30 protein-coding genes and 1 pseudogene are annotated in these 24,478 nt (G+C 61.4%); 26 read left to right on the forward strand and 5 right to left on the reverse strand.

The window, feature by feature from the left end; translation table 11 throughout:
• Window positions 1-23: 23 nt before the first annotated feature.
• Entirely contained in the window at window positions 24-818 is a 795-nt protein-coding gene (locus tag F6X59_RS11825) for a DNA adenine methylase (protein ID WP_152956403.1), read from the forward strand.
• A gap of 617 nt (window positions 819-1,435) precedes the next feature.
• Here the strand turns inward: F6X59_RS11825 and F6X59_RS11830 are convergent.
• Window positions 1,436-1,711 (reverse strand): hypothetical protein, encoded by a 276-nt coding sequence (locus F6X59_RS11830; RefSeq protein WP_152956404.1) that lies wholly within the window; start codon window positions 1,709-1,711, stop codon window positions 1,436-1,438.
• Window positions 1,712-1,717: 6 nt separating this feature from the next.
• A complete protein-coding gene (locus F6X59_RS11835) occupies window positions 1,718-2,083 on the reverse strand; it encodes a helix-turn-helix domain-containing protein (protein ID WP_178120076.1) in 366 nt (121 codons plus the stop codon).
• A 381-nt stretch (window positions 2,084-2,464) separates the two neighbouring features.
• On the opposite strand from F6X59_RS11835, the gene F6X59_RS11840 reads away from it, so the two are divergent.
• From F6X59_RS11840 to recX, 21 genes and pseudogenes are all read left to right on the forward strand, one after another.
• The gene (locus F6X59_RS11840) at window positions 2,465-3,211 is read left to right on the forward strand and encodes a S24 family peptidase (protein ID WP_152956405.1); all 747 of its coding nucleotides are present in this window, start codon (window positions 2,465-2,467) and stop codon (window positions 3,209-3,211) included.
• A 475-nt stretch (window positions 3,212-3,686) separates the two neighbouring features.
• Window positions 3,687-4,025 carry a phage holin family protein gene (locus F6X59_RS11845; protein ID WP_060479503.1) on the forward strand — a complete coding sequence of 113 codons (339 nt, stop codon included), beginning with the start codon at window positions 3,687-3,689 and terminating at the stop codon, window positions 4,023-4,025.
• Between the two features lie 11 nt (window positions 4,026-4,036).
• Window positions 4,037-4,534: a hypothetical protein gene (locus F6X59_RS11850; protein WP_152956406.1), complete on the forward strand. Its 498-nt coding sequence runs from the start codon at window positions 4,037-4,039 to the stop codon at window positions 4,532-4,534.
• On the forward strand, window positions 4,531-5,091 hold the full coding sequence (locus F6X59_RS11855) for a phage baseplate assembly protein V (RefSeq protein ID WP_152956407.1): 561 nt from the start codon (window positions 4,531-4,533) through the stop codon (window positions 5,089-5,091). The genes F6X59_RS11850 and F6X59_RS11855 overlap by 4 nt, the downstream gene beginning before the upstream one ends.
• A 72-nt stretch (window positions 5,092-5,163) precedes the next feature.
• Window positions 5,164-5,490 carry a GPW/gp25 family protein gene (locus F6X59_RS11860; protein WP_152956408.1) on the forward strand — a complete coding sequence of 109 codons (327 nt, stop codon included), beginning with the start codon at window positions 5,164-5,166 and terminating at the stop codon, window positions 5,488-5,490.
• Window positions 5,487-6,368: a baseplate J/gp47 family protein gene (locus F6X59_RS11865; protein WP_152956409.1), complete on the forward strand. Its 882-nt coding sequence runs from the start codon at window positions 5,487-5,489 to the stop codon at window positions 6,366-6,368. Before F6X59_RS11860 ends, F6X59_RS11865 begins: the two co-directional genes overlap by 4 nt.
• A gap of 1 nt (window position 6,369) precedes the next feature.
• Entirely contained in the window at window positions 6,370-6,978 is a 609-nt protein-coding gene (locus F6X59_RS11870; protein WP_152956410.1) for a phage tail protein I, read from the forward strand.
• Window positions 6,971-8,038, forward strand: a pseudogene (locus F6X59_RS28645) (phage tail protein); the annotation flags it as partial. The gene F6X59_RS11870 and the pseudogene F6X59_RS28645, both read left to right, overlap by 8 nt.
• Before the next feature lie 1,434 nt (window positions 8,039-9,472).
• Window positions 9,473-9,868 (forward strand): phage tail assembly chaperone, encoded by a 396-nt coding sequence (locus tag F6X59_RS11880; protein WP_152956411.1) that lies wholly within the window; start codon window positions 9,473-9,475, stop codon window positions 9,866-9,868.
• A 99-nt stretch (window positions 9,869-9,967) separates the two neighbouring features.
• The gene (locus F6X59_RS11885; protein WP_152956412.1) at window positions 9,968-11,134 is read left to right on the forward strand and encodes a phage tail sheath family protein; all 1,167 of its coding nucleotides are present in this window, start codon (window positions 9,968-9,970) and stop codon (window positions 11,132-11,134) included.
• 13 nt (window positions 11,135-11,147) lie between these two features.
• Window positions 11,148-11,657, forward strand: a complete 510-nt coding sequence (locus F6X59_RS11890; protein ID WP_027920000.1) for a phage major tail tube protein — start codon at window positions 11,148-11,150, stop codon at window positions 11,655-11,657.
• Window positions 11,658-11,667: 10 nt separating this feature from the next.
• Entirely contained in the window at window positions 11,668-11,970 is a 303-nt protein-coding gene (locus F6X59_RS11895; protein WP_152956413.1) for a phage tail assembly protein, read from the forward strand.
• Between the two features lie 125 nt (window positions 11,971-12,095).
• Window positions 12,096-13,853, forward strand: coding sequence for a hypothetical protein (locus F6X59_RS11900; RefSeq protein WP_152956414.1), 1,758 nt, complete (start codon window positions 12,096-12,098; stop codon window positions 13,851-13,853).
• A 9-nt stretch (window positions 13,854-13,862) separates the two neighbouring features.
• Entirely contained in the window at window positions 13,863-14,708 is an 846-nt protein-coding gene (locus F6X59_RS11905) for a phage tail protein (RefSeq protein WP_152956415.1), read from the forward strand.
• A complete protein-coding gene (locus F6X59_RS11910; protein ID WP_152956416.1) occupies window positions 14,683-14,889 on the forward strand; it encodes a tail protein X in 207 nt (68 codons plus the stop codon). Before F6X59_RS11905 ends, F6X59_RS11910 begins: the two co-directional genes overlap by 26 nt.
• 4 nt (window positions 14,890-14,893) lie before the next feature.
• Window positions 14,894-15,928 (forward strand): phage late control D family protein, encoded by a 1,035-nt coding sequence (locus F6X59_RS11915; RefSeq protein WP_152956417.1) that lies wholly within the window; start codon window positions 14,894-14,896, stop codon window positions 15,926-15,928.
• A gap of 27 nt (window positions 15,929-15,955) precedes the next feature.
• Window positions 15,956-16,504 (forward strand): glycoside hydrolase family 19 protein, encoded by a 549-nt coding sequence (locus F6X59_RS11920; protein ID WP_152956418.1) that lies wholly within the window; start codon window positions 15,956-15,958, stop codon window positions 16,502-16,504.
• Window positions 16,505-16,509: 5 nt separating this feature from the next.
• Window positions 16,510-17,001, forward strand: a complete 492-nt coding sequence (locus F6X59_RS28650) for a lysis system i-spanin subunit Rz (RefSeq protein WP_152956443.1) — start codon at window positions 16,510-16,512, stop codon at window positions 16,999-17,001.
• 82 nt (window positions 17,002-17,083) lie between these two features.
• On the forward strand, window positions 17,084-17,566 hold the full coding sequence (locus tag F6X59_RS11930; RefSeq protein WP_152956419.1) for a CinA family protein: 483 nt from the start codon (window positions 17,084-17,086) through the stop codon (window positions 17,564-17,566).
• Between the two features lie 103 nt (window positions 17,567-17,669).
• Entirely contained in the window at window positions 17,670-18,737 is a 1,068-nt protein-coding gene (gene recA / locus F6X59_RS11935; RefSeq protein ID WP_054883434.1) for a recombinase RecA, read from the forward strand.
• Window positions 18,738-18,748: 11 nt separating this feature from the next.
• The gene (gene recX, locus F6X59_RS11940; protein WP_152956420.1) at window positions 18,749-19,219 is read left to right on the forward strand and encodes a recombination regulator RecX; all 471 of its coding nucleotides are present in this window, start codon (window positions 18,749-18,751) and stop codon (window positions 19,217-19,219) included.
• A 64-nt stretch (window positions 19,220-19,283) separates the two neighbouring features.
• Here the strand turns inward: recX and F6X59_RS11945 are convergent, their stop codons facing one another.
• On the reverse strand, window positions 19,284-20,402 hold the full coding sequence (locus tag F6X59_RS11945) for an LOG family protein (protein WP_152956421.1): 1,119 nt from the start codon (window positions 20,400-20,402) through the stop codon (window positions 19,284-19,286).
• A 303-nt stretch (window positions 20,403-20,705) separates the two neighbouring features.
• Between F6X59_RS11945 and F6X59_RS11950 the strand changes: the two genes are divergently transcribed.
• Window positions 20,706-20,909, forward strand: a complete 204-nt coding sequence (locus F6X59_RS11950) for a hypothetical protein (protein WP_152956422.1) — start codon at window positions 20,706-20,708, stop codon at window positions 20,907-20,909.
• Here the strand turns inward: F6X59_RS11950 and F6X59_RS11955 are convergent, their stop codons facing one another.
• Window positions 20,910-21,329: a quorum-sensing-regulated virulence factor family protein gene (locus F6X59_RS11955; protein ID WP_152956423.1), complete on the reverse strand. Its 420-nt coding sequence runs from the start codon at window positions 21,327-21,329 to the stop codon at window positions 20,910-20,912. It abuts the gene before it with no gap.
• A 225-nt stretch (window positions 21,330-21,554) separates the two neighbouring features.
• Between F6X59_RS11955 and F6X59_RS11960 the strand changes: the two genes are divergently transcribed.
• The 3 genes from F6X59_RS11960 to F6X59_RS11970 all read left to right on the forward strand — a co-directional run bounded on the left by F6X59_RS11960 (window position 21,555) and on the right by F6X59_RS11970 (window position 23,534).
• Window positions 21,555-22,265 carry a tRNA-uridine aminocarboxypropyltransferase gene (locus F6X59_RS11960; protein WP_152956424.1) on the forward strand — a complete coding sequence of 237 codons (711 nt, stop codon included), beginning with the start codon at window positions 21,555-21,557 and terminating at the stop codon, window positions 22,263-22,265.
• A 179-nt stretch (window positions 22,266-22,444) separates the two neighbouring features.
• On the forward strand, window positions 22,445-23,095 hold the full coding sequence (gene erdR / locus F6X59_RS11965) for a response regulator transcription factor ErdR (RefSeq protein WP_152956425.1): 651 nt from the start codon (window positions 22,445-22,447) through the stop codon (window positions 23,093-23,095).
• 73 nt (window positions 23,096-23,168) lie between these two features.
• The gene (locus tag F6X59_RS11970) at window positions 23,169-23,534 is read left to right on the forward strand and encodes a diacylglycerol kinase (protein ID WP_010952700.1); all 366 of its coding nucleotides are present in this window, start codon (window positions 23,169-23,171) and stop codon (window positions 23,532-23,534) included.
• Here F6X59_RS11970 and finR read toward each other — a convergent pair.
• Window positions 23,531-24,457 (reverse strand): LysR family transcriptional regulator FinR, encoded by a 927-nt coding sequence (finR, locus tag F6X59_RS11975; protein ID WP_152956426.1) that lies wholly within the window; start codon window positions 24,455-24,457, stop codon window positions 23,531-23,533. The genes F6X59_RS11970 and finR overlap by 4 nt on opposite strands.
• Window positions 24,458-24,478: the final 21 nt, after the last annotated feature.

Below are 24,478 nucleotides of genomic sequence, written 5' to 3' on the forward strand. Positions count from 1 at the left end.
ATACAGTAAAGACTTGCATACCTATGACCTCTCCAATCATCCCCTGGATGGGTGGCAAACGCCGCCTGGCCGACCGCTTGATCCCTCTCTTTCCCCCTCATGAATGCTATGTCGAAGTCTTCGCCGGCGGTGCCGCGTTGTACTTCATGCGCCCCCAGCCGGCTCCGGTGGAGGTGCTGAACGATCTCAACGGTGACCTGGTCACCCTTTATCGCGTTGTGCAGAACCACCTGGAGGAGTTCGTCCGCCAGTTCAAGTGGGCGCTCAGCTCCCGCCAGATCTTCGAGTGGCAGAAGATGACGCGCCCGGAGACCCTGACCGATATCCAGCGTGCCGCGAGGTTCTTCTACTTGCAGCAGCACGCATTCGGGGGCAAAGTCACCGGGCAGACATTCGGCACCGCCACCACAGGGCCGGCCATCAACCTGCTGCGCATCGAGGAAAACCTTTCAGCTGCATGGCAGCGACTCGCTGGCACCTACGTCGAAAACCTGTCCTGGCTCGCCTGCGCCGAGCGTTACGATCGAGCGCACACGTTCTTCTACATGGACCCGCCGTATTGGCAGACCGCTGGCTACGGCGTGGACTTCCCCTTCGAGGAGTACGAGCGCATGGCCGATTTCATGCGCCGCTGCAAAGGCAAGGTGATGGTCAGCATTAACGATCACCCGGACATCCGGCGCGCCTTCGACGGCTTCCACTTCGAGTACCTGGATATCCGCTACACCAACACGAACCAGCGGCAGTGCAAGGCGGAGGTGACTGGAGAACTCGTGATCATGAACTGGCAACCCTCAGAGCTGCAGCAGCTTTTCTAATTGCATGTATTGGAGTAAGCGCACAACTTCAATGCAGAGAGTGATGATCAAATTGATAGTGTGCATACCTTTCTCCAGCGTGAGTGTGTCCGCTCGACTTGGTGGCGAGTGCGTTAATACATCAGGAGGGATGATTTAGCCGGGGAAGTTTGGTTTTTGTCAATGGTTATTTCGTTTGCCCGTTTGTGCGCTTGTGATTAAAGGACCGTCTCTTTAATCACAGCCCAAACGGCGGGGCGTTGGATACGCACATTATAGGCGGGCTGTACTACAGCGGCGGCATGGGGCGTACCACAGAAGTCCCTCGATTTGTACCACGGCGGCAGCCCCACTTGTACTACAGAAACCTAATTTACGTAACTGCAGAAACCTAATTTATGTAACTACAGAAACCTAATTTATGTAACTACAGAAACCTAATTTATGTAACTACAGAAACCTAATTTATGTAACTGCAGAAACCTAATTTATGTAACTACAGAAACCTAATTTGTGTAACTGCAGAAACCTAGGTTGTGTGGCTTCAGAAACCTAGGTTGTGTGGCTTCAGAAACCTAGGTTGTGTGGCTTCAGAAACCTAGGTTGTGTAGCTTCAGAAACCTAGTTTATGAATGGGGTCACAGCAGCGCGTCGCCAGCCAGCTCGGCCAAACGCTGACTGGCGATGTTGTCGACCAAAATCTCCACACGCTCGATGTCACCGCGCAGCAGAACATGCCCCATGTCCAAGCCGAGACAGGCGCCATGCGCGTTGGCTTGGGCAATCAAGCAATTTACGGGGCTGTTGGCAGCTTCGATCGATGCGAGCAGCAAGCGAAGGCGTCGCTGGATCTCCGCTGGTAGAACCAGGCCGGGTATCAGTTCTCCGCTTGGTAATAGGTAGCGCTGGGTCATAGCTGGTTACTCGAGTAGGTGATAGTCCCTGCGTTTGCGTGGGTCTTTCGTTGCCCCCCGGCAGTTCATGCCTCTGAGTGGTGAATGGCCTGGGAAAAACACTAAGCCCTCAGCCTCAAGCGCAAATGCCAGCGCTTGCATACTCACTTCTTTGAGGGGGGCGCCGCATTCAAGCTGCTGGATGGCCTGAGCAGATACCCCGGATGCAGAGCTGAGGTCTTCGATGCTCCAGCCCAGCAGCTCGCGGGCAGGGCGGCAATGAGCGCCCTTGAAGCTTATTGGCAAGTGATCCATAACCCACCCGATTGCTTCGATCTGATCCTCGTCCAGGTTGAGGCGAAGCGGTTGCCGATCAAGAACGTGAGAAGTCATGGGGATATCATTTTATACTGTACATACAGACAGTATAAGTCATTCGGCTACGTTGGCAAAATTGGTTACCCATTGGGGCAAAAATGGGGCAAACCGTACGCCATTCCATGCCAATCTATGCCCGCGCATGACCTTGCCCCAGATAGCAAAAAGGCGCCGAAGCCCCGATTTTTAGGGGCTTCGGCGCCTTTTCCTGTTCATACTCCAGCACAATTGGTGTGTGTGCGGAAAGATCAGACATTCAGGGCCTTACAGCGGGTGATCTGGTTGGCGATTGTGAAACCGGCAATGGTACAGGCTTTTTCAACCAGATGCAGGCGCGGGCCATGGGGCATGCGCGCGCAGCCAGGTGCATTGCATTTGCCGGCGCATGCCTGCATTATGCACGCTATGCAAAAACGCAACGTAGCCACCGTACTCAGAGAACTGCTTGACCGCCACGGCCTGTCCCCGACGGAGCTGTACCGGCGCACGGGCGTCCCTCAATCCACCCTGTCGCGGATTCTCGGCGGCAAGATCGTCGACCCTTCCGATAAGCACGTGTCGAAGATCGCCGACTACTTCGGTGTGAGCACCGAGCAGTTGCGCGGGCGCGCCGAGCTCGGCGAGTCGCGCGAAGCCGCGCTGCCGGCCCATGGCCATGCGGACCTCAGCGACATCAGCCTGTGGGACGATGAAACCCCCATCGAGGATGACGAGGTGTCGGTACCTTTCCTACGCGAGGTCGAATTGGCAGCAGGATCAGGAAGATTCGTCATCGAAGAGAGCGAGCGTGCGCGGCTGCGTTTCGGCAAGCGCAGCCTGCGCCACAATGGCGTGCAGTTCGACCAGGCCAAGTGTGTGACCGTGCGTGGCAACAGCATGCTGCCGGTGCTGCGTGATGGTGCGACGGTGGGTGTGAACACCGGCAAATGCACGATTGGCGACATCATCGATGGTGACCTCTACGCCATCAACCATAACGGCCAACTGCGGGTGAAGCAGGTCTATCGCCTGCCTACCGGCATCCGCCTGCGCAGTTTCAACCGCGATGAACACCCCGACGAGGACTACAGCTTCCAGCAGATGCAGGACGAGCAGATCAGCCTGCTCGGCCATGTGTTCTGGTGGGGCATGTACGCTCGCTGACCACCCCCTCCCAAAGAAACCCGCTTCGGCGGGTTTTTTTTCGCCTGCAGAAAATCCCTACAAGGCAGGCAGTGCATGGCCTGCATGCATATCAGCAAAAGTAGATGCATAGAAATTTGAAGAAATGCATTGACTGCATATGCATGAATGCATAGCCTGTGTCTCAAGCCGGACGGAAACCGGTTGTTACACAGGCAGCGATGGACAGGCCTCAACTGTCCAGAGGGTTGGCAACTGGCCCGGGTGTGCAGCGTAAAGCACCACGAACAGTTATCCGGCGGGCAGGCGGCCGCGGTCGGAGTCACCAATTTGTAGCGCAACCGCGCGGCGTCACCAGTCGTGGCCGGCGGTTCAACAACGCATTACTGAAGAGCCTGGCGAGCCGGGCTTTTTGGAATGCCGAGGCTTTTGAAGATGAGCATCCATAACCCGTCTGTTGGCCCTCGCCAACAGGCATTACACAGGAGACAGGACCGTGACGAACGAGCAACAAGCGTTGCTGGAAATGCCGCTCTGGCTGGTAATCGTCCTGGCATTGCTGGGCGGCCTGAGCGGCGAGATGTGGCGGGCTGACAAGGCCGGTGCCACGGGCTGGTCGCTGCTGCGACGGCTGGCGCTGCGCTCCGGGGCCTGCATGGTCTGCGGCGTGTCGACGGTGATGCTGCTGTATGCCGGTGGCCTGTCGATCTGGGCGGCCAGTGCATTTGGCTGCATGACTGCGGTTGGTGGCGCCGATGTCGCCATGCGCCTGTACGAACGCTGGGCGATCCGGCGCCTGGGCTTGCGCGACAGCACGCAGGCCGACGAGCGATAAGGAGAATATGCATGAGCGAACTGGCCACTTTGCATGCGGCCGTGACCGCAACCATTCGTGAGGCGATGCCGGAACTGGCATCGGTCGATGCTTATACCGCTGTAGGAAATGCCCCTGAACGACCGGCGCTGCGCCACGGCATCGTGCAAATGACGGCGGATGCCGCACCGCGCGATGGTCGCTCGGTGTTGATCGCCACCTTCGAGGCGGACATCACCGCCGACAGCGCCAACCCCGAAGCGCGGCTGCAGGGCAGCCTGCTCGCCGCACAACTGATGGACCTGCTGCGCCAGCAGCATTGGGCACTGGACTTCGTCGAGGCCAGCCGCAACGTGCAGGCGCAGTTCGAGGGCAGCGCCTGGACCGTGCGCTGGGACCAGCCGGTGCTGCTTGGCGAGGCGCGCTGGAACTGGCCGGACCAGCCACCCGGTAGCCTGGTGTTGGGTTTTGCGCCCGATATCGGTTTGGGTAACGAGGCGCAGTACATCGCCCCCGAGGACCTGTCATGAGCTACGTCAGCGCCATGCATGACCGCATGCTGGCGTGCCTGGTCATCCCCTGCCGGGTGGTGGCGGTGGACCTTGTCGCCGCCCGGGTGCGGGTGTCCGATGGCAGCGGCTGGACCAGCGCCTGGCTGCGCTGGCACGCCCAGGCAGCCGGCCAGGCGCGGCACTGGCGAGCCCCCAGCCTGGGCGAGCAGGGCGTGCTGTTCAGCCCCAGCGGCGAGCCGGCCCAAGGCACGTTCCTGCCCGGCCTGTATGGCAATGCCGGCAGTGCGCCGGACGCCCGCGAGCATGCCGAGGTCTGGCGTTTTGCCGATGGCGGATCGCTCAGCTATGACTGGCAGGCCAGCCACTACGACATCCAGCTGCCTGGTGGCAGCGCGACCATCAAGGTCGGCGCCAGCACCGTGCAGGTCAGCGAGGCTGCGATCAGCCTGCAGGCGGTGGCGATCAACCTCACTGGCAAGGTCACGGTCGACGGCCCGCTGCAGGTCAGCGGCGACATCAACGGCGGTGGGCGGATCATCGACACCGCCGGCAACACGGCCAACCACAAACATTGAATCAAGCCCGCGCATGCGGGCTTTTTCATATCAGGAGAATGCCATGCATACCCATGAACAGGGCGGTGCACCATGATCGGCATGGACCGCCGCAGCGGCCAGCCGCTTTCCGGCATCGATCATTTGCGCCAGTCCATCGAAGACATCCTCAGCACCCCGCTGGGCAGCCGCCGCATGCGCCCGGAATACGGCAGCCAGTTGCGACGCTTCGTCGACTTGCCGGTCAACGAAGGCTGGAAGAGTGCCGTGCAGGCCGAAGTGGCGCGCGCACTGGGCCGTTGGGAGCCACGGTTGCAACTGGAGCGGGTCAAGGTCGTCGCCGTGCTCCACGGCCAGGTCAGCCTGGCCTTGAGTGGCCGCTATCTGGGCGACGAAGCCATGGTGGAGGTGAGCGTATGAGCCAGGTCGACCTGTCACAACTGCCAGCACCTCCGCTGCTGGAGGACCTCGACTACGAAGCCCTCTATCAGGCCGATCTGGACACCTTCCGCGCTTACCTGGGCGACGCCTGGACCGCCAATCTGGAGAGCGACCCGGTCACCAAGCTGCTGGAAGTCGGCGCCTACCGCAAGCTGCTCAACCGGGCCCGCATCAACGATGCCGCCAAGGCGTTGCTGCTGGCCTACGCCCAGGGCAGTGACCTGGACCAGTTGGCGGCCAATGTCAGCCTGCAGCGCTTGGTGATCCAGGCCGAGGACCTGGCCAGCGTCCCGCCCGTCGAGGCCTTGCTGGAGGCGGACGATGCCCTGCGTGAGCGGGTACAACTGGTCTACGAAGGTCTGACCACTGCCGGCCCACGCAACAGTTACATCCTGCATGCCCGCAACGCTTCAGGGCAGGTGGCTGACGCCACCGCTGAAAGCCCGTCGCCGGCCGTGGTGGATGTCACCGTGCTGGGCCTGGAAGGCAATGGCCAGGCCAGTGCCGAGCTGCTGGCGCAGGTAGCCACGTACCTTAATGATGACGATGTTCGTCCGGTCGCTGATCGGGTCAATGTGCGCAGCGCCGAAATTCTGCCTTATCGCATCGATGCTGTGTTGTACCTGGCCGACAGCGGTCCTGAGTACGAGGCGATTCTCACCGAGTGCCAGCGCCGTCTCGAGTCCTGGATCAACCCCCGGCGTCGCCTGGGCGTGGAAGTGGCCCGCTCGGGCATCGATGCGCAGCTGCATATCGACGGTGTCAGCCGGGTCGAGTTGAGCGGCTGGGCCGACATCCGCCCGACCAAGGCTCAGGCAGCCTGGTGCACGGGCTACACCCTCAAGCGGGGTGGCTGACATGCAGAGCTTGTTGCCGCTCAACCGCAGCGCACTGGAGCGGGCCATCGAAGTGGCGGCCGATGAGGACCTGAAAGTCAGCCTGCGCCGGCTCTACAGCCCGGACAGCTGCCCCGCGCACCTGCTTTATCACCTGGCCTGGGCGTGGTCGGTGGACCGCTGGGAAGACAGCTGGAGCGACGAGATCAAGCGTTCGGTGATCCGCTCGGCGTTCTTCGTCCACGCCCATAAAGGCACCCTCGGTGCGCTCAGGCGTGTGGTGGAGCCATTCGGCTACCTGATCGAGGTGGAGGAGTGGTGGCAAGCCACACCGCCCGCACAGGCGGGCACCTTCGCCCTGAAGATCGGCGTTTCCGATGCGGGTATCAGCGAAAGCACCTACCAGGAACTGTCATCGCTGATCGATGACGCCCGGCCAGTCAGCCGCCACCTGACCGGGCTGGTGATAAGCCTCGAAAGCCGAGGCGCCATTCATGTCGGCTGCGCGATCCAGGACGGCGACGAACTGGACATCTACCCGCTGACGCCACGTGACATCGAGGTCATGGGCGTTGTAGGCCGGGGCGGCCGTGAACATACAATCGATACCTTGGACATTGCACATGGTTGACCAGACTTCTCAGTTCTACGCCATCCTCACCAATGTGGGCGCGGCGAAACAGGCCAATGCCGATGCCTTGGGCATTGCCTGGAAAATCACCCAGATGGGTGTCGGCGACGCCAACGGCAGCGACCCCACCCCCAACGCCAGCCAGACCAGCCTGATCAACGAATGGCGCCGCGCGCCGTTGAACCAGCTGAAGGTGGATGACAAGAACAGCGCGATCATCATTGCCGAGCAGGTCATTCCGGCGGATGTCGGCGGCAAGTGGATCCGCGAGATTGCGCTTTATGATGCCGATGGCGACATGGTCGCCGTGGCCAACTGTGCGCCGACCTATAAACCGTTGTTGAGCCAGGGCTCGGGGCGTACCCAGGTGGTGCGGATGAACCTGGTGGTGAGCAGTGCCAGTAATGTGCAGCTGAAGATTGATCCGGCGGTGGTGCTGGCTACTCGGGAGTGGGTTACCGAAGAGTTGGCCAGGCAGGACTTCAAGCATTCTGTGCTGGTTGCTACTACGGCAAGTCTCTCATTGACTGGTTTGCAGACGGTCGATGGTGTTTTGCTGACGGCCGGCGTGCGAGTCTTGGTAAAGAACCAGACTGCAGCAAAGGACAATGGGATCTATCAGGTTGCTGTGGGGGCATGGAATCGCAGTGGCGATGCCGATACCGATGCCAAAGTAACACCGGGGTTGTTGGTGTTGGTAGAAAAGGGTACTGCCAATGGCGATAGTGCCTGGCAACTCACCACCGACGGGCCCATCACCTTGGGCGTTACCGCGCTGAGCTTCGCCATGGCTTTTGGGCGCACCGCAGTAGCTGCTGGAACCTACCGCAGTGTGACTGTCGATACTTATGGACGAGTGGTCGCAGCAAGTAATCCTAATACTGTCGCCGGATATGGCTTGACCGATGTTTACACCAAGACCCAGATCGACCAATCGCTTTCTTTGAAAGCACCGCTAGCAAGTCCTGCACTGACCGGGCTTCCTACTGCACCAACAGCCAATCCCGGAACGAGTAACACGCAGCTGGCGAATACGGCATTTGTAATGACCGCTGTAGCCAACCTGATTGCGTCTGCTCCAGGCACACTCGATACCTTGAATGAGTTGGCTACCGCGTTAGGGAATGACCCGAATTTTGCGACCACCATGACGAATGAGCTGGCAACGAAAGCTGCATTGGCCAGTCCGTCGTTCACTGGTGACCCTAAAGCCCCAACGGCTGCAGCCACCGATAATGATACGTCCATTGCCACCACGGCGTTTGTCCGCTCGGCAATGGCTCTTTTCGGTATTGGCGCACCCTCTGCGGCTGTTACAAACATTGATGACGTTGCCGCCAGCGGTTTTTATGTCGTTGGTGAGGGTACTGCCGGTACCAAGCCGAAGCATCCAGTTACAGGGCAAGTGCTTGTCTCAGGCCAGATCATGCACATTCACCGAGCGAGCACTGTTGCAGCGACCCAACTCTGGGACACGCTAACAAGTGGTGAGCCGTTGACGTTCATCCGAAGCCGGATCGGTAATACCACTCATTGGAGCAGCTGGGCGCAGTTATGGTCGAGCGGAAATACACCCAAGCAACTTTCGCCAACAGATATAAGCGATGGCGCAATGGCAGTGGTCGGCTCTTTCGGGCTTGGTAAGGGCTATTTGAGTACTGAGGCAAACCTCAATCAGTATGTCGTTCCCGGTAATTATCTGACGCCCATGATCGATTTGACCAATCTTCCCAGAGGATGGTCGACGGCGGCTCGCTACAGTGTGGTGGTTGAAGGTTTTGGCGCATCAAACTACTTGGTGCAACGAATTACTGGAGGGTTGTCCACTGGTGCGACGCCCATTCATGCCATCCGCGTCATGCAGAACGCAAACGGCTGGACTGAATGGCAGATCATCAACACCAGTATCAACCTGCCATTTCGTAGCCAAGTGCGTTTCGGAACCGCTGGCGTCTATCAGTGGACAGTTCCTGACGGCGTACACAAAGTTGAAGTAGAGGTACGAGGTGGCGGCGCCAGCGGTGCATTTGGAGGCAGGGACTCCCCCGTCATCGGTCCAGGTGGAGGCGGTGGCGGCGGCATTAGCAAGCGCTTGTGCGCTGTGACGCCGGGTAGCGTTATCGCAATTACCGTCGGTGCCGGAGGCACTGCTGTTGTGGGCGAAAATGAAAGCGGAGTCGGCGGTGGATCCTCGTCGTTTGGCGCGTTCTGTTCCGCCACTGGTGGAACAGCCGGAGGAATGAACGTTGGCGCACCGGGTGGGCAAGGGGTAGGTGGTGACTTCAATGCCTCGCTGGGCTCGGGTTTTCCTCCTGTACGAAGTTCGGGAGGAAGCTCGAATTGGGGCGGCCAAGGAGGCGGCGGTGAAAGCATATTTGCTGCCTACGATATCTCAATTCTCAGCCAGCCTGGCATGGGCGGTGGAGGCAGAACTGTAACTCGCTCTCAGGCAGGTGCTGCGGGCTGTGTATTCATTACGTATTGAGGTGCAAACATGTGGGCATTAGTACAAAACGAGGTTGTGCTAGAAGTAACCGAAATTGACCCCGAAGGCCGATATCACCCTGACTTCAAATGGCGTTCGTGCCCTACGCAGGTAAAACCGGGTTGGCGTTTCGCGAATGCACTATTCACGGAGCAGGTCGAGTCAACTGATGACAAAGCGACAGTTGAGCGCAGTTGGCGAGACGGGGAACTGACACTTAACCAATGGCTGCGAGATCGTCATCGAGACGAGCAGGATCTGGGGCGGCCGACCACCTTAGGCGATGTGCAGTTTCTCGAACTTCTGAACTATCTCCAGCAGTTACGTGACTGGCCTAAAGACGAGCGCTTTCCTGATCGGCATGCTCGACCGAAGCCGCCTGACTGGATCGATTTGTATATTTGAAAACGCCCCGTACAGACGTGGCGTCTTGTTTTCTTTCAATACCCTTCCAGGCCCTGCACCCGCAGGGCCTTTTCATACCTGAACCTGGAGTAAACCTACATGAGTGGATTCTTCCACGGCGTCACCGTGACCAACGTAGACACCGGCGCCCGCAGCATCGCACTACCTTCTTCCTCGATCATCGGCCTGGTCGACACCTTCACCGAAGGTGCTGGTGTCACGGCCAAGGCCAACGACCTGGTGCTGATCACCAGCGAACGTGAAGCCGTCGCCGCCTTTGGCGAAAACGCCGCCATCACCAAGGCCTGCCGCGCCATCTACACCCGCGCCAAGGCGGTCATCGTCGCCTGCGGTGTAGCCAAGCTCGAAGATGCCGCCGAGCAAACCGCCGCGATCATCGGCAGCGTTCAGGCCGATGGCAAACGCACCGGCCTGCAGGCGCTGCTCGACGGCAAGAGCCGTTTCAATGCCCAACCGCGGCTGCTGGCTGCACCACGTCACAGCGCCATCCAAGCAGTGGGTACCGCGCTGGTTGCCCTGGCCGACAAGCTCCGCGGCATCGCCATCATCGACGGCCCCAACACCACCGACGAGGCAGCCCTGGACTACGCCAAGAACTTCGGTGCCAAGCGCGCCTTCCTGGTTGACCCAGGCGTGCAGTACTTCGACAACGGCGAGGAAGCCACCGTCGACGCGCCAGGCTCGGCCTGGGTCGCCGGCCTGTTTGCCTGGACCGACAGCGAATACGGCTTCTGGGCCTCGCCGTCGAACAAGGAGTTCGTCGGCATCACCGGCACCGTCCGCCCGGTGGAGTTCCTCGATGGCGACGACAGCTGCCGCGCCAACCTGCTGAACAACGCCAACATTGCCACCATCATCCGCGACGACGGCTTCCGCCTGTGGGGTAACCGCACCCTGTCCAGTGACCCGAAATGGGCCTTCGTCACCCGTGTGCGGACCATGGACATCGTCATGGACGCGATCCTCTACGGCCACAAGTGGGCCGTCGACCGCGCCATCACCGCCACCTACGTCAAAGACGTCACCGAAGGCCTGCAAGCCTTCATGCGCGACCTGAAGAACCAGGGCGCAATCATCAACTTCGAGGTCTTCGCCGACCCGGAGCTGAACACGGCCAGCCAGCTCGAGCAGGGCAAGGTGTACTGGAACATCCGCTTCACCGACGTGCCGCCTGCCGAAAACCCCAATTTCCGCGTTGAAGTCACTAACCAGTGGCTGACCGAAGTCCTCGATTCCGCCGCTTAAGGAGCGCATCCACATGGCAATGATTCCCGAAACCCTGGCCAACCTGAACCTGTTCGTCGATGGCGTCAGCTTCCAGGGCGATGTACCCAGCCTGACCCTGCCCAAACTCACCCTGAAGATGGAAGAACACCGCCCCGGCGGCATGGACATGCCGGTCGAGATGGACCTGGGCATGGAGAAACAGGAGGCCGCGTTCACCACCACTGGCGTGCGCCGTGAAGCACTGAAATTCTTCGGCCTGGCCGATGGCAGCGGCTTCAACGGTACTTTCCGCGGCGCCTTCAAGGGCCTGAAGGGCAAGATCAACCCGGTGGTGGTCACCCTGCGTGGCACCCTGAAGGAAATCGACATGGGCGACTGGAAGTCCGGCGACAAGGCCGAGATCAAGCACAGTGTCGGCCTGACCTACTACAAGCTCGAAGTCGATGGCCGCCTGATCTACGAGATCGACGCGCTGGGCATGAAGCGCGTGATCGATGGCGTCGACCAGCTGGCCGCCCAGCGCGCTGCGCTCGGCCTGTAAGGAGGCGACCATGGCTCAAGCGAAAAAGCAGCCGCAATGGCTGACCCTCAGTGCCGACCGCGTCACCGTGCGCTTGTCGCGCCCCTGCGAAGCCAACGGCGTGCAGGTCGACAGCCTGACGCTGCGGGCACCGACTGTGCGCGATATCCGCAATGCCCAGGCCGGTGGTGCCGCTGATGACGAGCAGCGTGAGCTGAACCTGTTCGCGTCGCTGGCCGAGGTTGGTATCAAGGACCTCGAAGGCCTTGCCCTGAAGGATTATGGCCGCCTGCAAAGCGGCTATTTTCGCCTGGTGCAGGACGACGAACTTTGACCCGGCCCGGCAGAAGGCCGCAGCCAAGCGGCTGGCCAAGGAGCTGAACTTTTCCGCGAGCGAAATCATGACCATGTCGTACGGCGACTTGGTCTGGTGGCTCGCACCGTGACAAGGAGGAACCTATGGCGAACACACAGGTGTTCACCCTCGGGCTCGGCGTCACCGTCATCAACCCCTTGGGCCTTGCCATCGAGCAGTTGCGCCGGGATGTCGAACGCCTGCGCAGGCAGGCCGACGGCACCCGGCTGGGCCGGCTTATCGGCGAGGTGATCCGCCTGGGGTTGGAGCTCGGCAAGGTACGCCAGGTCGAACGCCAGCTGGCGTTGGACCAGGAGCAGCAACACGAAGACCAGATCGCCCGGTTGGGGGATGAGGCAGAGGCTGTCGAGCGTTTGCGTCAGCACTACTTGATGCTGGATCAGGTCATCAAGGGGCTGGCGCGGCTCAAGCCACTGCCTGGCCAGATGACGGTCAATGTTTTCCAGCAATTGCATGCAGTCGTGCAAGGGCAAGGAGTAGCCGCATCGCGCAAGGTGCAAGCACCTTCGCAGGCGCCAAAGGCGGATGCCGATGACTCCTCGTATGTTTCTGCCAAAGGCATTGCGGCTGCCGCTGCAGGCCTCGGCACTCTGGGGCTTGGGGTCAAGTCTGTTCGTGCCTACCACCAACAGTCGCCGGAAAGAAAACGAGCGATACGCGAGCGTGGCTTGAAGGAGTGGCGGGAGAACCGTGCCGAGACATTGGGCAAGTTCGCCCAGGCCGTGATCGCTGCCGAAGACGGTGAAGATTTGGCGCGTGCTAGCGGCGCTGCGATCGGCGACGTCGGTGGCCGCATGCTGGGCTCGATGGGCGCGATGCTTTTCAAAGGCAAAAGCAAGGCGATGGGCAAAGCTATCGGCGCCGGCAAAAAACCAGGGAACACAAGTAAAAAATGGAACCAGTCAAAGAACCAGCGCAAAGCTCAAGCCACCTCGCGGCATGAAGCGCAGAAGAAGCAGGCGGCGCAAAAGGAAGAAGAGAAAAAGCAGGACGAGGCCAGGCAAGAGCGTTGGGCAAAAACGGGTGGTGTGATTGGCGAGGCTGCGGGAGAAAGGGCCGGCGGTAAGTTGTTCAATTGGTTCACTGAGGACAAGGAGCCCCCGTCAGAAGACGTTGAAGTTTCTCCACCGGCCGAGGGCCAGTCCGAATCCTTGATTGTGTCTGCCTTGTCTTTGAACGGAGCAGGCAAGCTGCCACCAACGGTTGGAAAGCTATACGACCGTGTCCCGGTGGCTGCGGTGCTGGACACTTCGTTGCAGGTGGTCGACACCTACCAGGGTGATGGCACGTCCGCACAGAAGCTGGAGGGTTATGGCCAGGCTGTCGGTGGGCTCGGCGGCAGCTTGGCAGGCTCTTCGGTGGGCGGGATGGGGGGGGCTGCCCTTGGTAGCGTGATTGGCTCGATGGTGCTCCCGGGTATAGGGACCGTGGTTGGTGCCGCAGTGGGCGGGTTGCTGGGGCGCTTTGGTGGTGGTGTGCTGGGCGGTACTGCGGGTGAACTCGCCGGTGGCTGGCTTGGTAAAAGCGCGGTATCTGTCATTGGTGGCGATATGCCTGCAGCAAGCTCGGACGCTGACAGCTCGTCCGTCCGGGCAACCCGTCCTGCGCGGAGCGCAGGTGCTGCCGCGCCACCTGCGTCCTCGGCACAACAACCGCAGGCTGCGGCGCCGCCCACCATCAACCAGCAATTCACCTTCACCGCCAACATGCCGGTGACCTTCAACAACAGCTTCGACGACCCGACCACCCTGCAACAACTGGAAGCCATCGCCCGCCGCGTGCTTGACGACTTGATGCGCCAGGCGCGTTCGGTGCAGATGGCCGATCAACCACAGCCATGAGGAGGACCCATGACCTACCTGGAACAGTTGCAAGGCGGCCTGCATGCACTGGTCAAGGCGGGCGAGGAGGGGCGTCGGCGTGCCGACGCCATGCTCGACCCGATGAACCAGGCGGTTGGCCATGCCAAGGAGGCGGCCAGCGAACTCGAAGCCCTGCCATGGATCGGCCCGGAAATCGGCAGGCGCCTGCAACGCACGATGCGCGCCATTGATTCGGCCAAGCAGCGCGTCGACAAGGTGATTGCCAAGTATGACCAGACCCTCGATGTAGTGCGCAAGGTGCGTGACCGCGTCGACGCCTTCGCCGAACACCTGGGCAAAGCTGGAGCGGCCATTCGGCGGGTGATCGGCGATGTGCGCTCGGTCGCCAACGGTGTGCTCTCGACCTTTGGCTTTGCGCCGCAGGTTACCCCGGCGGCAGAAGCGATCAAGCCGTTCCCGCACCTGCTGGTACTGCAGCCGCTCAAGGCCAACGCTGCGCCGTACTACTTCAACCTCGATACCGCCGCCTTCGACCAGCTGCGCCGGCAAACGCGGTTTCGCTGGGCCGGGCAAGAGCGCTTGAGCCGCGAAAACGCCCAACAGGCGGTGAGCCTGGGCGAAGAAAGCATCAGCATTCGTGGTGCGATCTTCCCTGGCTTCAAGGGCGGATTGGGCCAGTTGCAGGCGCTGCGCGGCATCGGTCGCCAGCTGCTGCCGCTGTCGCTGACCACAGGTTACGGTGAAGTGCTCGGCACCTGGTGCCTGACCAGCATCGAGGAAGAGCAGGGCGCCTTGCTGGCCGGCGGCATTCCCCGCAAACAAGGTTTCTCACTGGAGTTCGTCAGCTATGGACAAGACCTGCAAAACGTCTGAGGGCGATGTGCTCGATACCCTCTGTCACCACTATTACGGGCACCTCGACGGCAGCGTCGAGGCAGTGTTGCAAGCCAACCAGGGGCTGGCCGACGAGGCCCAGCCGTTTCGCAGCGGTGTGACGCTCCGCTTGCCGACGCTGGCGCTGGACTCGGCCAACGCCGTGCAGTTGTGGGACTGATGCCATGCAACCCGTATTTCGCATCCAGGCCGATGGCAAGGACATTACTGCGCTGATCAATGACCGCCTGTTGCTGCTGCGCACCACCGACAAACCAGGCATGGAGTCGGATGATTTCGAGCTGCGCATTGACGCCCGTGACGGCGTTGTGGCGTTGCCGGCGCGCGGTGCGCTGATCGAGGTGCATCTGGGATACGCCGGCCAGCCGCTGACCCGGCTGGGGCGTTATACCGTCGATGAGGTCGAACTGTCCGGCCCGCCCGATACCTTGGTAATTCGCGGCAAGGCCAGTGACCTGCGCGGCAGTGGCAGGACCATTCGCAGTGGCAGCTGGGAGGCTGTGCCGCTGCAGCGCATCGTCGCCGAAATCGGCGCGCGTAATGGCTGGCAGATGGTCTGCCCGGTGCTTGTGCAGGTGCCGCGGGTCGATCAGTACAACGAATCGGATTTCAATTTCATCACGCGCCTGGCCCGCCAGTACGACTGCACCGCCAAGCTCGCCGATGGGCAATTGCTGGTGCTGCCGCGCCAGGCCGGGCAGAGCGCCAGCGGCAAACCCCTGGGCATGGTCGGCATCGCCCGCAACGAGGTCAGCCAGTGGCATTTCCGGCTGGATGACAAAGCGGCGCGCAAAGCCGTGCGCACCCGTTATCAAGACGTTGCCGGTGGTGAGTCGAAGACCGTCGAGTGGGTCAACGCTGAGGCTGTTGACGGCCAGCGGCCGGTGCATACCGACCGTCACCTCTACCCCAACCGCGCTGCCGCCGAGCAGGCGGCCAAGGCGCGTCTGGCCAGTTTCAACCGCGATACTGCCCAGGTGCGCCTGGACCTGCCGGGGCGTACCGATCTGTTCGCCGAGCGCAGCATCCACCTGCAGGGCTTTGTCGATGGCCTCGACGGGCAATACCAGATCGATTCGGTGGAACAGGTGTTCACCGCCTCGGGCTGGCGCACCACGGTGCAGGGCAATGGCGGCAAGGCGGGCAAGGTACAGGCCAAGGGGGCAGCGCCCCGTCGACAGGCCGCGATCAAGGCTTGAAGGACGATACAGGGAAGGAGTGCAGACATGCTCACTGAAATGCAATTGCTACAGATTTTGCCGAACGCCCGCCCCGTTGCGGGCGTTTTTCTTTCGGCACTGAACGTCACCCTGCCGCGCTGGGAAATCGACAACCCCAAGCGGGTGGCGGCGTTCATCGCCCAGGTCGGCCATGAGTCCGGCCAGTTCCGTTACGTGAAGGAGCTGGGCAGTGACCGCTACCTGGCACGCTACGACACCGGCAACCTGGCCTTGCGCCTGGGCAATACGCCGCAGGCCGATGGCGATGGCCAGCTGTACTGCGGGCGCGGCCTGATCCAGGTGACCGGGCGCAACAACTACCAGGCCTGCAGCCGCGCACTGTTTGGCGACGAGCGCCTGCTGGCGCAACCGCAATTGCTCGAACAACCGCGCTGGGCCTGCGAGTCGGCGGCGTGGTTCTGGCATTCGCGTGGGCTTAATGCCTTGGCTGACCGCGGTGAGTTCAACCGCATCACGCGTCATATCAATGGTGGGCTCAATGGGCTGGAGGATCGTCTCAAGCTTTGGGCACGTGCGCGCGAGGTGTTGTGTTGAGCCGAATGCAGCTTGGCCTTGGTGTATTGCTGTTGATGTTGTCCGCAGCGCTGGCCTGGCAAGTGCAGGGCTGGCGCTACGGGCGGCTACTGGCGCAGCTGGCGCAAGCACAGGCCGCTGCCGAGGCTGCCCGGCTGCTCGCCGAACGCGGGCAGCGCCGGGCACTTGAGCAACGTCTGGAACAAAGTGAAACCCGTCATTACAAGGAGCTTTCCGATGCGCAACAGTCTCAGGCTCGCCTGCGTGATCGTCTTGCTACTGCCGATCTGCGCCTGTCGGTCCTGGTCGAGCGCGAAACCGTCTGTAACGCAGTGCCTGCCGCCGCCAGCGCCGGCAGCGTGGATCATGCAACCGTACGCGCCGGGCTTGAGCCAGCGCATGCTCGACGAATTATCGCCATTACCGATGAAGGGGACCGGGGGTTGATTGCGTTGCGGGCTTGTCAGGATTATGTACGGGAGGTGCGGGGCATGCATCCAGGGTGCACGCCAGACTAAAACATGGCGCCGTAGAATTCTGCCCATCCCACTCCCTCTCAGCAGATGCTACGGTGTCCCCACCCGCTCAAGGAACCCACCCATGGACCTGATCACCGTCCTCTCCACCCGCCTCGGCGAACACCTGCGCCGCTTCAACGCCCAGGTAACCACCGCCGAATCCTGCACCGGCGGTGGCATCGCCGAGGCCATCACCCGTGTGCCCGGCAGCTCGGCCTGGTTCGAAGCCGGTTACGTGACCTATTCCAATGCCCAGAAAACCCGCCAGCTGAACGTCCCCGAGGCGCTCTTCGCCGAGGTTGGCGCGGTCAGCCAGGAGGTGGTCGAGGCCATGGCCCGTGGGGCCCAGGCCGCCAGCGCTGCACGCTTTGCCGTGGCCGTCAGTGGCGTGGCCGGGCCGGACGGCGGTTCGCCGGCCAAACCGGTGGGGACCGTGTGGCTCGCCTGGGCCGATGGCAGCCACGTCTGCAGTGAGCGCCGGCACTTCGACGGTGACCGCGAAGCGGTGCGCCGACAGACGGTGATCGCCGCGTTAGACGGCTTGTTACAGCTTGGTGCCGAGTAAATCGACGACAGGGGTTTGCTCGCGCGCTTGCCTGTGGAATAATACTGGCTACTTATACAGGTATTCCGGCCGTCAGGGCCAAGTCGAACACGTGAGGATTTCAATGGACGACAACAAGAAGCGCGCCTTGGCTGCGGCCCTGGGTCAAATCGAACGCCAATTCGGCAAAGGCGCGGTCATGCGCATGGGCGACCACGAGCGCCAAGGCATCCCGGCCATTTCCACCGGCTCCCTGGGCCTGGACATCGCACTCGGCATCGGCGGTCTGCCAAAAGGCCGTATCGTTGAAATCTACGGCCCGGAATCCTCGGGTAAAACCACGCTGACCCTGTCGGTCATCGCCGAAGCCCAGAAGAACGGCGCAACCTGCGCCTTCGTCGACGCCGAACACGCCCTCGACCCTGAATACGCCGGCAAGCTGGGCGTCAACGTCGACGACCTGCTGGTCTCGCAGCCGGACACCGGCGAACAGGCCCTGGAAATCACCGACATGCTGGTGCGCTCCAACGCTGTTGACGTGATCATCGTCGACTCCGTGGCTGCACTGGTGCCGAAGGCCGAGATCGAAGGCGAAATGGGCGACATGCACGTCGGCCTGCAGGCCCGTCTGATGTCCCAGGCGCTGCGCAAGATCACCGGTAACATCAAGAACGCCAACTGCCTGGTCATCTTCATCAACCAGATCCGCATGAAGATCGGCGTAATGTTCGGTAGCCCGGAAACCACCACCGGTGGTAACGCCCTGAAGTTCTACGCCTCGGTGCGCCTGGACATCCGCCGCACCGGCGCGGTCAAGGAAGGCGACGAAGTGGTCGGCAGCGAAACCCGCGTCAAGATCGTCAAGAACAAGGTATCGCCACCGTTCCGTCAGGCCGAGTTCCAGATCCTTTACGGCAAGGGCATCTACCGCAACGGCGAAATCATCGACTTGGGTGTGTCCCAAGGCTTGGTGGAGAAGTCCGGTGCCTGGTACGCCTATCAGGGCAACAAGATCGGTCAGGGCAAGGCCAACGCGGCCAAGTACCTGGCAGAGAACCCGGCTATTGGTGCCGAGATCGAGAAGCAGATTCGCGAGAAGCTGCTCAAGGCTGGCGCTGTTGCCGAAGCTGGCAAGGCTGCAGCCGCTGAAGCCGATGCCGACGACATGGCAGACGCCGACGCCGGTTATTGATAGCAGCTGGTATGTCCGCCGTACTCGACACCCCCGTCGCCGTCAGGCGGACAGCCATGGACCTGCTCGCGCGCCGCGAGCATGGTCGTGTCGAGCTGACGCGCAAGTTGCGTCAGCGCGGTGCCCCGGATGAACTGATCGAGCCCGCGCTCGATCGGCTCGCCGAAGAAGGGCTGCTTAGCGAAGCCCGTTATCTCGAAAGTTTCATCCGATACCGTTCCAGTGCCGGCTATGGTCCTGCGCGTATTCGCGAGGAACTTGGCCAGCGCGGGCTGAACCGAAGTGATATCGAGCAGGCCCTGCGTGAAAGCGAAGTGGATTGGGCGGCGCTGTTGCGGGATACCTGGCAGCGCAAATTCGCTGGGCAACGCCCCCAGGAGCCACGAAGTCGCGCCCAGCAGACCCGGTTCCTTGCCTACCGCGGTTTCCCCATGGACATGATCGGCAGGCTGCTCAGTGGCCGGGATCTGGATGATTACTAGTCAAATGGCCTCATCGCCGGCACACCAGCGATGAGGCCATTTGCTTTATCACGAAAATGGCCCTTCAGCTGACCTTCAACGCCTCCCGAGCCCGCTGGGTGGTATGCATCGGTTCTGGTTTGGCCCAGTTTTCCGGCAAGTTGATGAAGTCGACCAGTTCCCGCAGTCGTCCCTGATCACGGCCATTGAAGGCAAACGTCAGCCGCGTCAGATGGCTGAAGTTGCCCACCTCGTGTTCGGCACCGCTGTCCGCTTGCTGGTGGTACCGGCCACTCAGGCGCAAGTCGGCAAACCCCTCCTGTATGTCATGCAGTGCAGCCTCGCTGAGCCGATGGTGCATGCGGATCACGAACTGGTTTTTAAGCCAGCGGCTGGAGTGGTAGTTGCTGTAGAACTGGTTGATTTCCTCCACGGCCTCGTCGGCGCTGTGCACCAAACGCAGCAGCTTCAGGTCGCTGGGCAGGATGTAGCGGTTTTCTTCGAGCTGGCGGCTGATGAACGCCAGGCAATCGCGCCAGAAGGTGCCGCCTGGTGAGTCCAGCAGTACCACTGGCACCAGTGGGCTCTTGCCGGTCTGGATCAGTGTCAGCACTTCAAGTGCTTCATCCAGGGTGCCGAAGCCACCGGGGCAAAGCACCAGTGCATCGGCTTCCTTGACGAAGAACAGCTTGCGAATGAAGAAGAAGTGGAAGGGCAGCAGCTTGTCGGTGCCATCCACCGTGGCATTGGCGTGCTGCTCGAAAGGCAGGGTGATGTTGAAGCCCAGGCTATGGTCACTGCCGGCGCCTTCGTGGGCCGCCGCCATGATGCCGCCGCCAGCTCCGGTAATGACCATCAGCTCGGAGCGGGCGAGGGTTGCCCCCAGTTCACGGGCCAGGGCGTACATCGGGTGTTCCACGGGGGTGCGTGCCGAGCCGAACACGGTGACTTTGCGTCGCCCCCGGTAGCGCTGGAGCATGCGGAACGAGTGGTCCAGTTCGCGCAAGGCCTGCAGGGTGATCTTGGCGCTCCAGCGGTCGCTGTCGTCATGGGCCATGCGCAAGACGGTGAGCATCATGTCGCGGTACAGCGGCAGGTTGGGGCTGCCTGGCGCGACCAGCTGCAACTGCTGGTCGATGTTGCTCAGGTCGATGCCGTGGTCACTGAAGTGATTGAACAGGTGTTCATTCGATTGGTAAGGCATTCAACGTCTCCTTCTGCAGCAAAACCTCTGACCGGGCCGATGGTGTGGCTCGGCCGCGACACTACGTGTGTCGCTGGCTGCCGTGACTCGAGTGTGCATCCCGAGCATTGCAGTAGGCCTTCAAGGCAGTGATACAGGGGTGTCTGTCCAGCTTGTCGTTTTTCGGGCCTTCGCTATCAATCTAGACCGTTGCACCTGATCGTGCCGGTGCGAACACGATGGCCACTCGTCGGCGTGTGGCCAGCCTCGGCGAGGGTTTGGTTAACTGTAGAAGCGAAACGTGTCGATGCAGGAGGTGGCAGTATGCATCGCTTGATCATCGAGGTAGACCGGCAGCTCTATCAGCAGCTGGAAAATGCAGCCCAGGATCACCATGTGAGTCTGGAAGCGGAGTGCCGTCGCAGGCTGGCAGCACTCGAGTGCCAGTCGCGCTATGTGCAGGCGCTGCTGGCAGAGATGCGCGCCGACGAAGAACCGCAGCGCGCCGAGGGAGAGCGGGTTATCTAGTCACTTCTTCTTGTTGCCAGCGGTGCAGCTGGCAGCATCGAAGGCCTGGTCCATGACCGGTTGGTTGGTCTTGTACACGCTGAAGCGATAGACCATCACCGCACCTTTGGACATCAGGTTACGGAAGCCACTGTTGCGGCACACGCTGTCACCTAGCTGGCTGCGGACTTGCTCTGGGTTCTGCTGCATGCGTGCGGCATGCTCGGCACGCACGCTGAGGTGGTTGACCAGCGCCTTGCCTTCAACGGTATAGCCCTGATCGAGAATGTCTTCGTTGATGGCGCGTGGGGTGCCGACACTGCTTTCCGTGGCGACCTTCTGCAGCAGCTTGTTGAGCTCGAACTCTTGCTTGGAGGCAGCCTGGGCTGCCAGTGGCAGGGTGAGCAACAGGCTCAGGGTCGGGACGATAAGACGCAGCATGAATCTCTCCTGGTTCGATGACTGGCGCTTTGACATGCGCCGGCGGCGGGCGTTCCATGAAACCCGCTGTATCGCAGGCAAATTCACGGTGGCCAATGGCGCCGATTATAAGGGACCGGCTGGCTCCGCTGCACGGCCAAATGGCGCCTGCTCTGGTAGACTGGCGTTTTGCATCTTCCGAGTCCCTGCAGTGTCCAGTCACAACCCGTCCACAGGCTTGCCAGCATGAGCCACGCGGTAGCACGCCTGCGTGCCGAGCGCCTGGCACGCAGCAACAAACCTTTCATTGCCCGTGGTTCACGCGCCGAGCGTTGCCCCGATTGCCGGGTGATCGCCACCCACTGCCTGTGTGCGTGGAAGCCCACGGTGCAGGCCGACTCCGGCGTGTGCCTGATCATGCATGACACCGAGCCATTGAAACCGACCAACACGGGCTGGCTGATCGCCGACCTGATCGAAGACACAAGCGCCTTCGGCTGGCTGCGTACCTCGGTGGACGAAGGCCTGCTGGCGTTGCTCGACGACCCGCAGTGGCAGCCCTACATTGTTTTTCCCGGCGAATTCGTCGCCCAGGAGCGGGTGGTCAGCGAGGTTGCGCGCGAACCGGGCAAGCGCCCGTTGTTCATTCTGCTCGATGCCACCTGGACCGAAGCCCGCAAGATGTTCCGCAAGAGCCCGTATCTTGATCGCTTCCCGGTGCTGAGCCTGCAAGCCGAGCAGATGTCGCGCTATCGCCTGCGTCGGTCCAGGCGCGACGACCATTTCTGTACCGCCGAAGTGGCGGCCATGTGCCTGGACCTGGCGGGTGACAGCCAGGCATCCCAGGCGCTGGATGCCTACCTGGACGTGTTCAGCCTGCATTACCTTAGCGGCAAGCGTCGCCTGCCACTGGATGATCAGGACGACACCCACCAGCGTTTGCATACCTTCCTATAGTCCAAGGGGCATACGTCTCACTTTGGTTCATAATGACGGGGCTGGCAGCCAGGGTGGGCGAGACGGCAGGGTAGTTGGCTTGACCACCTCCGGCCGTGCTCGGCATCCTTGGCGCCGATTCCCCGCCAGGCGCTTCACTACCTCGCATGCGCCTGGCACAGAACAGGATCCATAGATCGATGGCCACATACGAAATCCTGATAGCCGATGACCACCCGCTGTTTCGTAGCGCGCTGCGCCAGGCCGTTACCCTCGGCCTGGGCGCCGATGTGCGCCTGGTTGAAGTGGCGAGCATCGCCGAACTGGAAACCCGCCTGAGCGAAAAGGCCGACTGGGACCTGGTCCTGCTGGACCTGAACATGCCCGGAGCCTATGGCTTCTCCGGGCTGGTCCTGCTGCGCGGCCAGTACCCGCAGATTCCGGTGGTGATGGTCTCGGCGCAGGAAGAGGCCGCCGTGGTGGTCAAGTCCCGCGAGTTCGGTGCCAGTGGCTTCATTCCGAAGTCCAGCGGCCTTGAAGTCATTCAGGATGCCGTGAGAAAGGTGCTCGATGGCGAGGTCTGGTGGCCACCGCAAGCCTTCGAAAAGGTCGATGTCTCGGCCGAAGCCAAGGCCGCCAGCGAGGGCTTGGCCAGCCTCACCCCACAGCAGTTCCGCGTACTGACCATGGTCTGCGAAGGCTTGCTGAACAAGCAGATCGCCTATGAGCTGAGTGTGTCGGAAGCGACCATCAAGGCCCATGTAACCGCTATCTTCCGCAAGCTGGGCGTGCGCACCCGCACTCAGGCTGCGCTGTTGCTGCAACAACTTGAATCGGTTGCCAGCAGCTGAAGGCGCCTGGATTCACGCTTTTTTGACCCGTGCCACACTAGTCTGCTGGCCTTTCTGTTGTGAAGTGACTCACATGACATCGCCATTCAAAGGCCAGACCGGCCTGAAACGCATCTTCAACGCCGCCGGCTACTCGCTGGACGGCCTGCGCGCCGCCTTCAAGGGCGAGGCCGCCTTCCGCCAGTTGGTACTGCTCAACGTGCTGCTGATCCCGATCGCCTTCTGGCTACCGGTCAGTCGTGCCGAGCGGGCAATCATGATTGCCGTGTGCCTGCTCGGCCTGATCGTCGAGCTGTTCAACTCGGCAGTGGAAGCAGCCATCGACCGCATCTCGCTGGAGCGCCACCCGTTGTCGAAGAACGCCAAGGACATGGGCAGCGCCGCACAACTGGTGGCACTGACCATGGTCGCGCTGGTGTGGGGTGTGATTCTGCTCTAAGCGATCGGCGGCAAGACGATCTCGTCACTGCGGGTAAAGCCCGCAGTGAAGCTGCGGCACAACTCCAGGAATTCACGCATCGCCGAGGTCTGGTATTTCTGCTTGTGCCAGATGAAGTAGAACTGGCGCATCAGGTCCAGCTCTGGCGTCTCCACCGGTACCAGGCTGCCGCGGCGGAAGGCATCGCGCAGGGCCAGGCGGGAAATGCAGCCGATACCCAGGCCCGATTCCACGGCACGCTTGATCGCCTCGGTGTGTTCCAGCTCCAGGCGGATGTTCAGGCTGGTGCGCTGATGGCGCATGGCCTGGTCGAACGTCAGGCGTGTGCCGGAACCCTGCTCGCGCAGGATCCAGGCCTCCTGCGACAGGGCTTCGACATCGGCGCGACCGGCCTTAGCCAGTGGATGTTGCGGTGCGCAGAACACCACCAGCTCGTCCTCGACCCACGGCTGCACCTCCAGGTCCGGGTGGTTGCAGTCGCCTTCGATCAGACCCAGATCAATTTCGTATTGCGCGACCTGGTGCACGATATGTGCAGTGTTCTGCACATGCAGTTTCACCTGGCTCTCCGGGTGTATCTGCATGAAGCTGCCGATCAGCAGGGTGGCCAGGTAGTTGCCAATGGTCAGTGTGGCGCCGACCGCCAGCGAGCCGAAGCCGGACTTGCCATTGAGCAAGTCTTCGATTTCCTTGGCCTGGTCGAGCAGGGCGACGGCCTGGGGCAGCAACTGATGGCCCAGGGCATTGAGCGCCAGGCGCTTGCCGGCACGGTCGAACAGCTGGCAGCTCGATTGCCGCTCAAGTTCGGTGATGGAAGTGCTCGCCGCCGACTGCGAAAGTGCGAGCACGCTGGCCGCCCGCGACACACTCTGGTGCTGGGCCACGGCGACGAATACCTGAAGCTGACGAAGTGTAAATCGCATATCTATATAACCGATAACACA

This window comes from Pseudomonas sp. MN1F, from assembly GCF_009391885.1.
GTDB lineage: Bacteria > Pseudomonadota > Gammaproteobacteria > Pseudomonadales > Pseudomonadaceae > Aquipseudomonas.

Excerpts from the sequence above, each read along its gene's own strand:
- F6X59_RS28650 (WP_152956443.1), top strand. The coding sequence starts at position 16,510 with ATGCAGCTTGGCCTTGGTGTATTGCTGTTGATGTTGTCCGCAGCGCTG.
- F6X59_RS11905 (WP_152956415.1), top strand. The coding sequence starts at position 13,863 with ATGACCTACCTGGAACAGTTGCAAGGCGGCCTGCATGCACTGGTCAAG.
- finR (WP_152956426.1), bottom strand. The coding sequence starts at position 24,457 with ATGCGATTTACACTTCGTCAGCTTCAGGTATTCGTCGCCGTGGCCCAG.
- F6X59_RS11960 (WP_152956424.1), top strand. The coding sequence starts at position 21,555 with ATGAGCCACGCGGTAGCACGCCTGCGTGCCGAGCGCCTGGCACGCAGC.
- F6X59_RS11850 (WP_152956406.1), top strand. The coding sequence starts at position 4,037 with ATGAGCGAACTGGCCACTTTGCATGCGGCCGTGACCGCAACCATTCGT.
- F6X59_RS11825 (WP_152956403.1), top strand. The coding sequence starts at position 24 with ATGACCTCTCCAATCATCCCCTGGATGGGTGGCAAACGCCGCCTGGCC.
- F6X59_RS11955 (WP_152956423.1), bottom strand. The coding sequence starts at position 21,329 with ATGCTGCGTCTTATCGTCCCGACCCTGAGCCTGTTGCTCACCCTGCCA.
- F6X59_RS11945 (WP_152956421.1), bottom strand. The coding sequence starts at position 20,402 with ATGCCTTACCAATCGAATGAACACCTGTTCAATCACTTCAGTGACCAC.
- F6X59_RS11860 (WP_152956408.1), top strand. The coding sequence starts at position 5,164 with ATGATCGGCATGGACCGCCGCAGCGGCCAGCCGCTTTCCGGCATCGAT.
- F6X59_RS11900 (WP_152956414.1), top strand. The coding sequence starts at position 12,096 with ATGGCGAACACACAGGTGTTCACCCTCGGGCTCGGCGTCACCGTCATC.
- F6X59_RS11885 (WP_152956412.1), top strand. The coding sequence starts at position 9,968 with ATGAGTGGATTCTTCCACGGCGTCACCGTGACCAACGTAGACACCGGC.
- F6X59_RS11890 (WP_027920000.1), top strand. The coding sequence starts at position 11,148 with ATGGCAATGATTCCCGAAACCCTGGCCAACCTGAACCTGTTCGTCGAT.
- F6X59_RS11865 (WP_152956409.1), top strand. The coding sequence starts at position 5,487 with ATGAGCCAGGTCGACCTGTCACAACTGCCAGCACCTCCGCTGCTGGAG.
- F6X59_RS11855 (WP_152956407.1), top strand. The coding sequence starts at position 4,531 with ATGAGCTACGTCAGCGCCATGCATGACCGCATGCTGGCGTGCCTGGTC.
- recA (WP_054883434.1), top strand. The coding sequence starts at position 17,670 with ATGGACGACAACAAGAAGCGCGCCTTGGCTGCGGCCCTGGGTCAAATC.
- F6X59_RS11895 (WP_152956413.1), top strand. The coding sequence starts at position 11,668 with ATGGCTCAAGCGAAAAAGCAGCCGCAATGGCTGACCCTCAGTGCCGAC.
- F6X59_RS11910 (WP_152956416.1), top strand. The coding sequence starts at position 14,683 with ATGGACAAGACCTGCAAAACGTCTGAGGGCGATGTGCTCGATACCCTC.
- F6X59_RS11830 (WP_152956404.1), bottom strand. The coding sequence starts at position 1,711 with ATGACCCAGCGCTACCTATTACCAAGCGGAGAACTGATACCCGGCCTG.
- F6X59_RS11920 (WP_152956418.1), top strand. The coding sequence starts at position 15,956 with ATGCTCACTGAAATGCAATTGCTACAGATTTTGCCGAACGCCCGCCCC.
- F6X59_RS11880 (WP_152956411.1), top strand. The coding sequence starts at position 9,473 with ATGTGGGCATTAGTACAAAACGAGGTTGTGCTAGAAGTAACCGAAATT.
- F6X59_RS11915 (WP_152956417.1), top strand. The coding sequence starts at position 14,894 with ATGCAACCCGTATTTCGCATCCAGGCCGATGGCAAGGACATTACTGCG.
- F6X59_RS11840 (WP_152956405.1), top strand. The coding sequence starts at position 2,465 with ATGCACGCTATGCAAAAACGCAACGTAGCCACCGTACTCAGAGAACTG.
- F6X59_RS11970 (WP_010952700.1), top strand. The coding sequence starts at position 23,169 with ATGACATCGCCATTCAAAGGCCAGACCGGCCTGAAACGCATCTTCAAC.
- F6X59_RS11835 (WP_178120076.1), bottom strand. The coding sequence starts at position 2,083 with ATGACTTCTCACGTTCTTGATCGGCAACCGCTTCGCCTCAACCTGGAC.
- F6X59_RS11950 (WP_152956422.1), top strand. The coding sequence starts at position 20,706 with ATGCATCGCTTGATCATCGAGGTAGACCGGCAGCTCTATCAGCAGCTG.
- erdR (WP_152956425.1), top strand. The coding sequence starts at position 22,445 with ATGGCCACATACGAAATCCTGATAGCCGATGACCACCCGCTGTTTCGT.
- F6X59_RS11870 (WP_152956410.1), top strand. The coding sequence starts at position 6,370 with ATGCAGAGCTTGTTGCCGCTCAACCGCAGCGCACTGGAGCGGGCCATC.
- recX (WP_152956420.1), top strand. The coding sequence starts at position 18,749 with ATGTCCGCCGTACTCGACACCCCCGTCGCCGTCAGGCGGACAGCCATG.
- F6X59_RS11930 (WP_152956419.1), top strand. The coding sequence starts at position 17,084 with ATGGACCTGATCACCGTCCTCTCCACCCGCCTCGGCGAACACCTGCGC.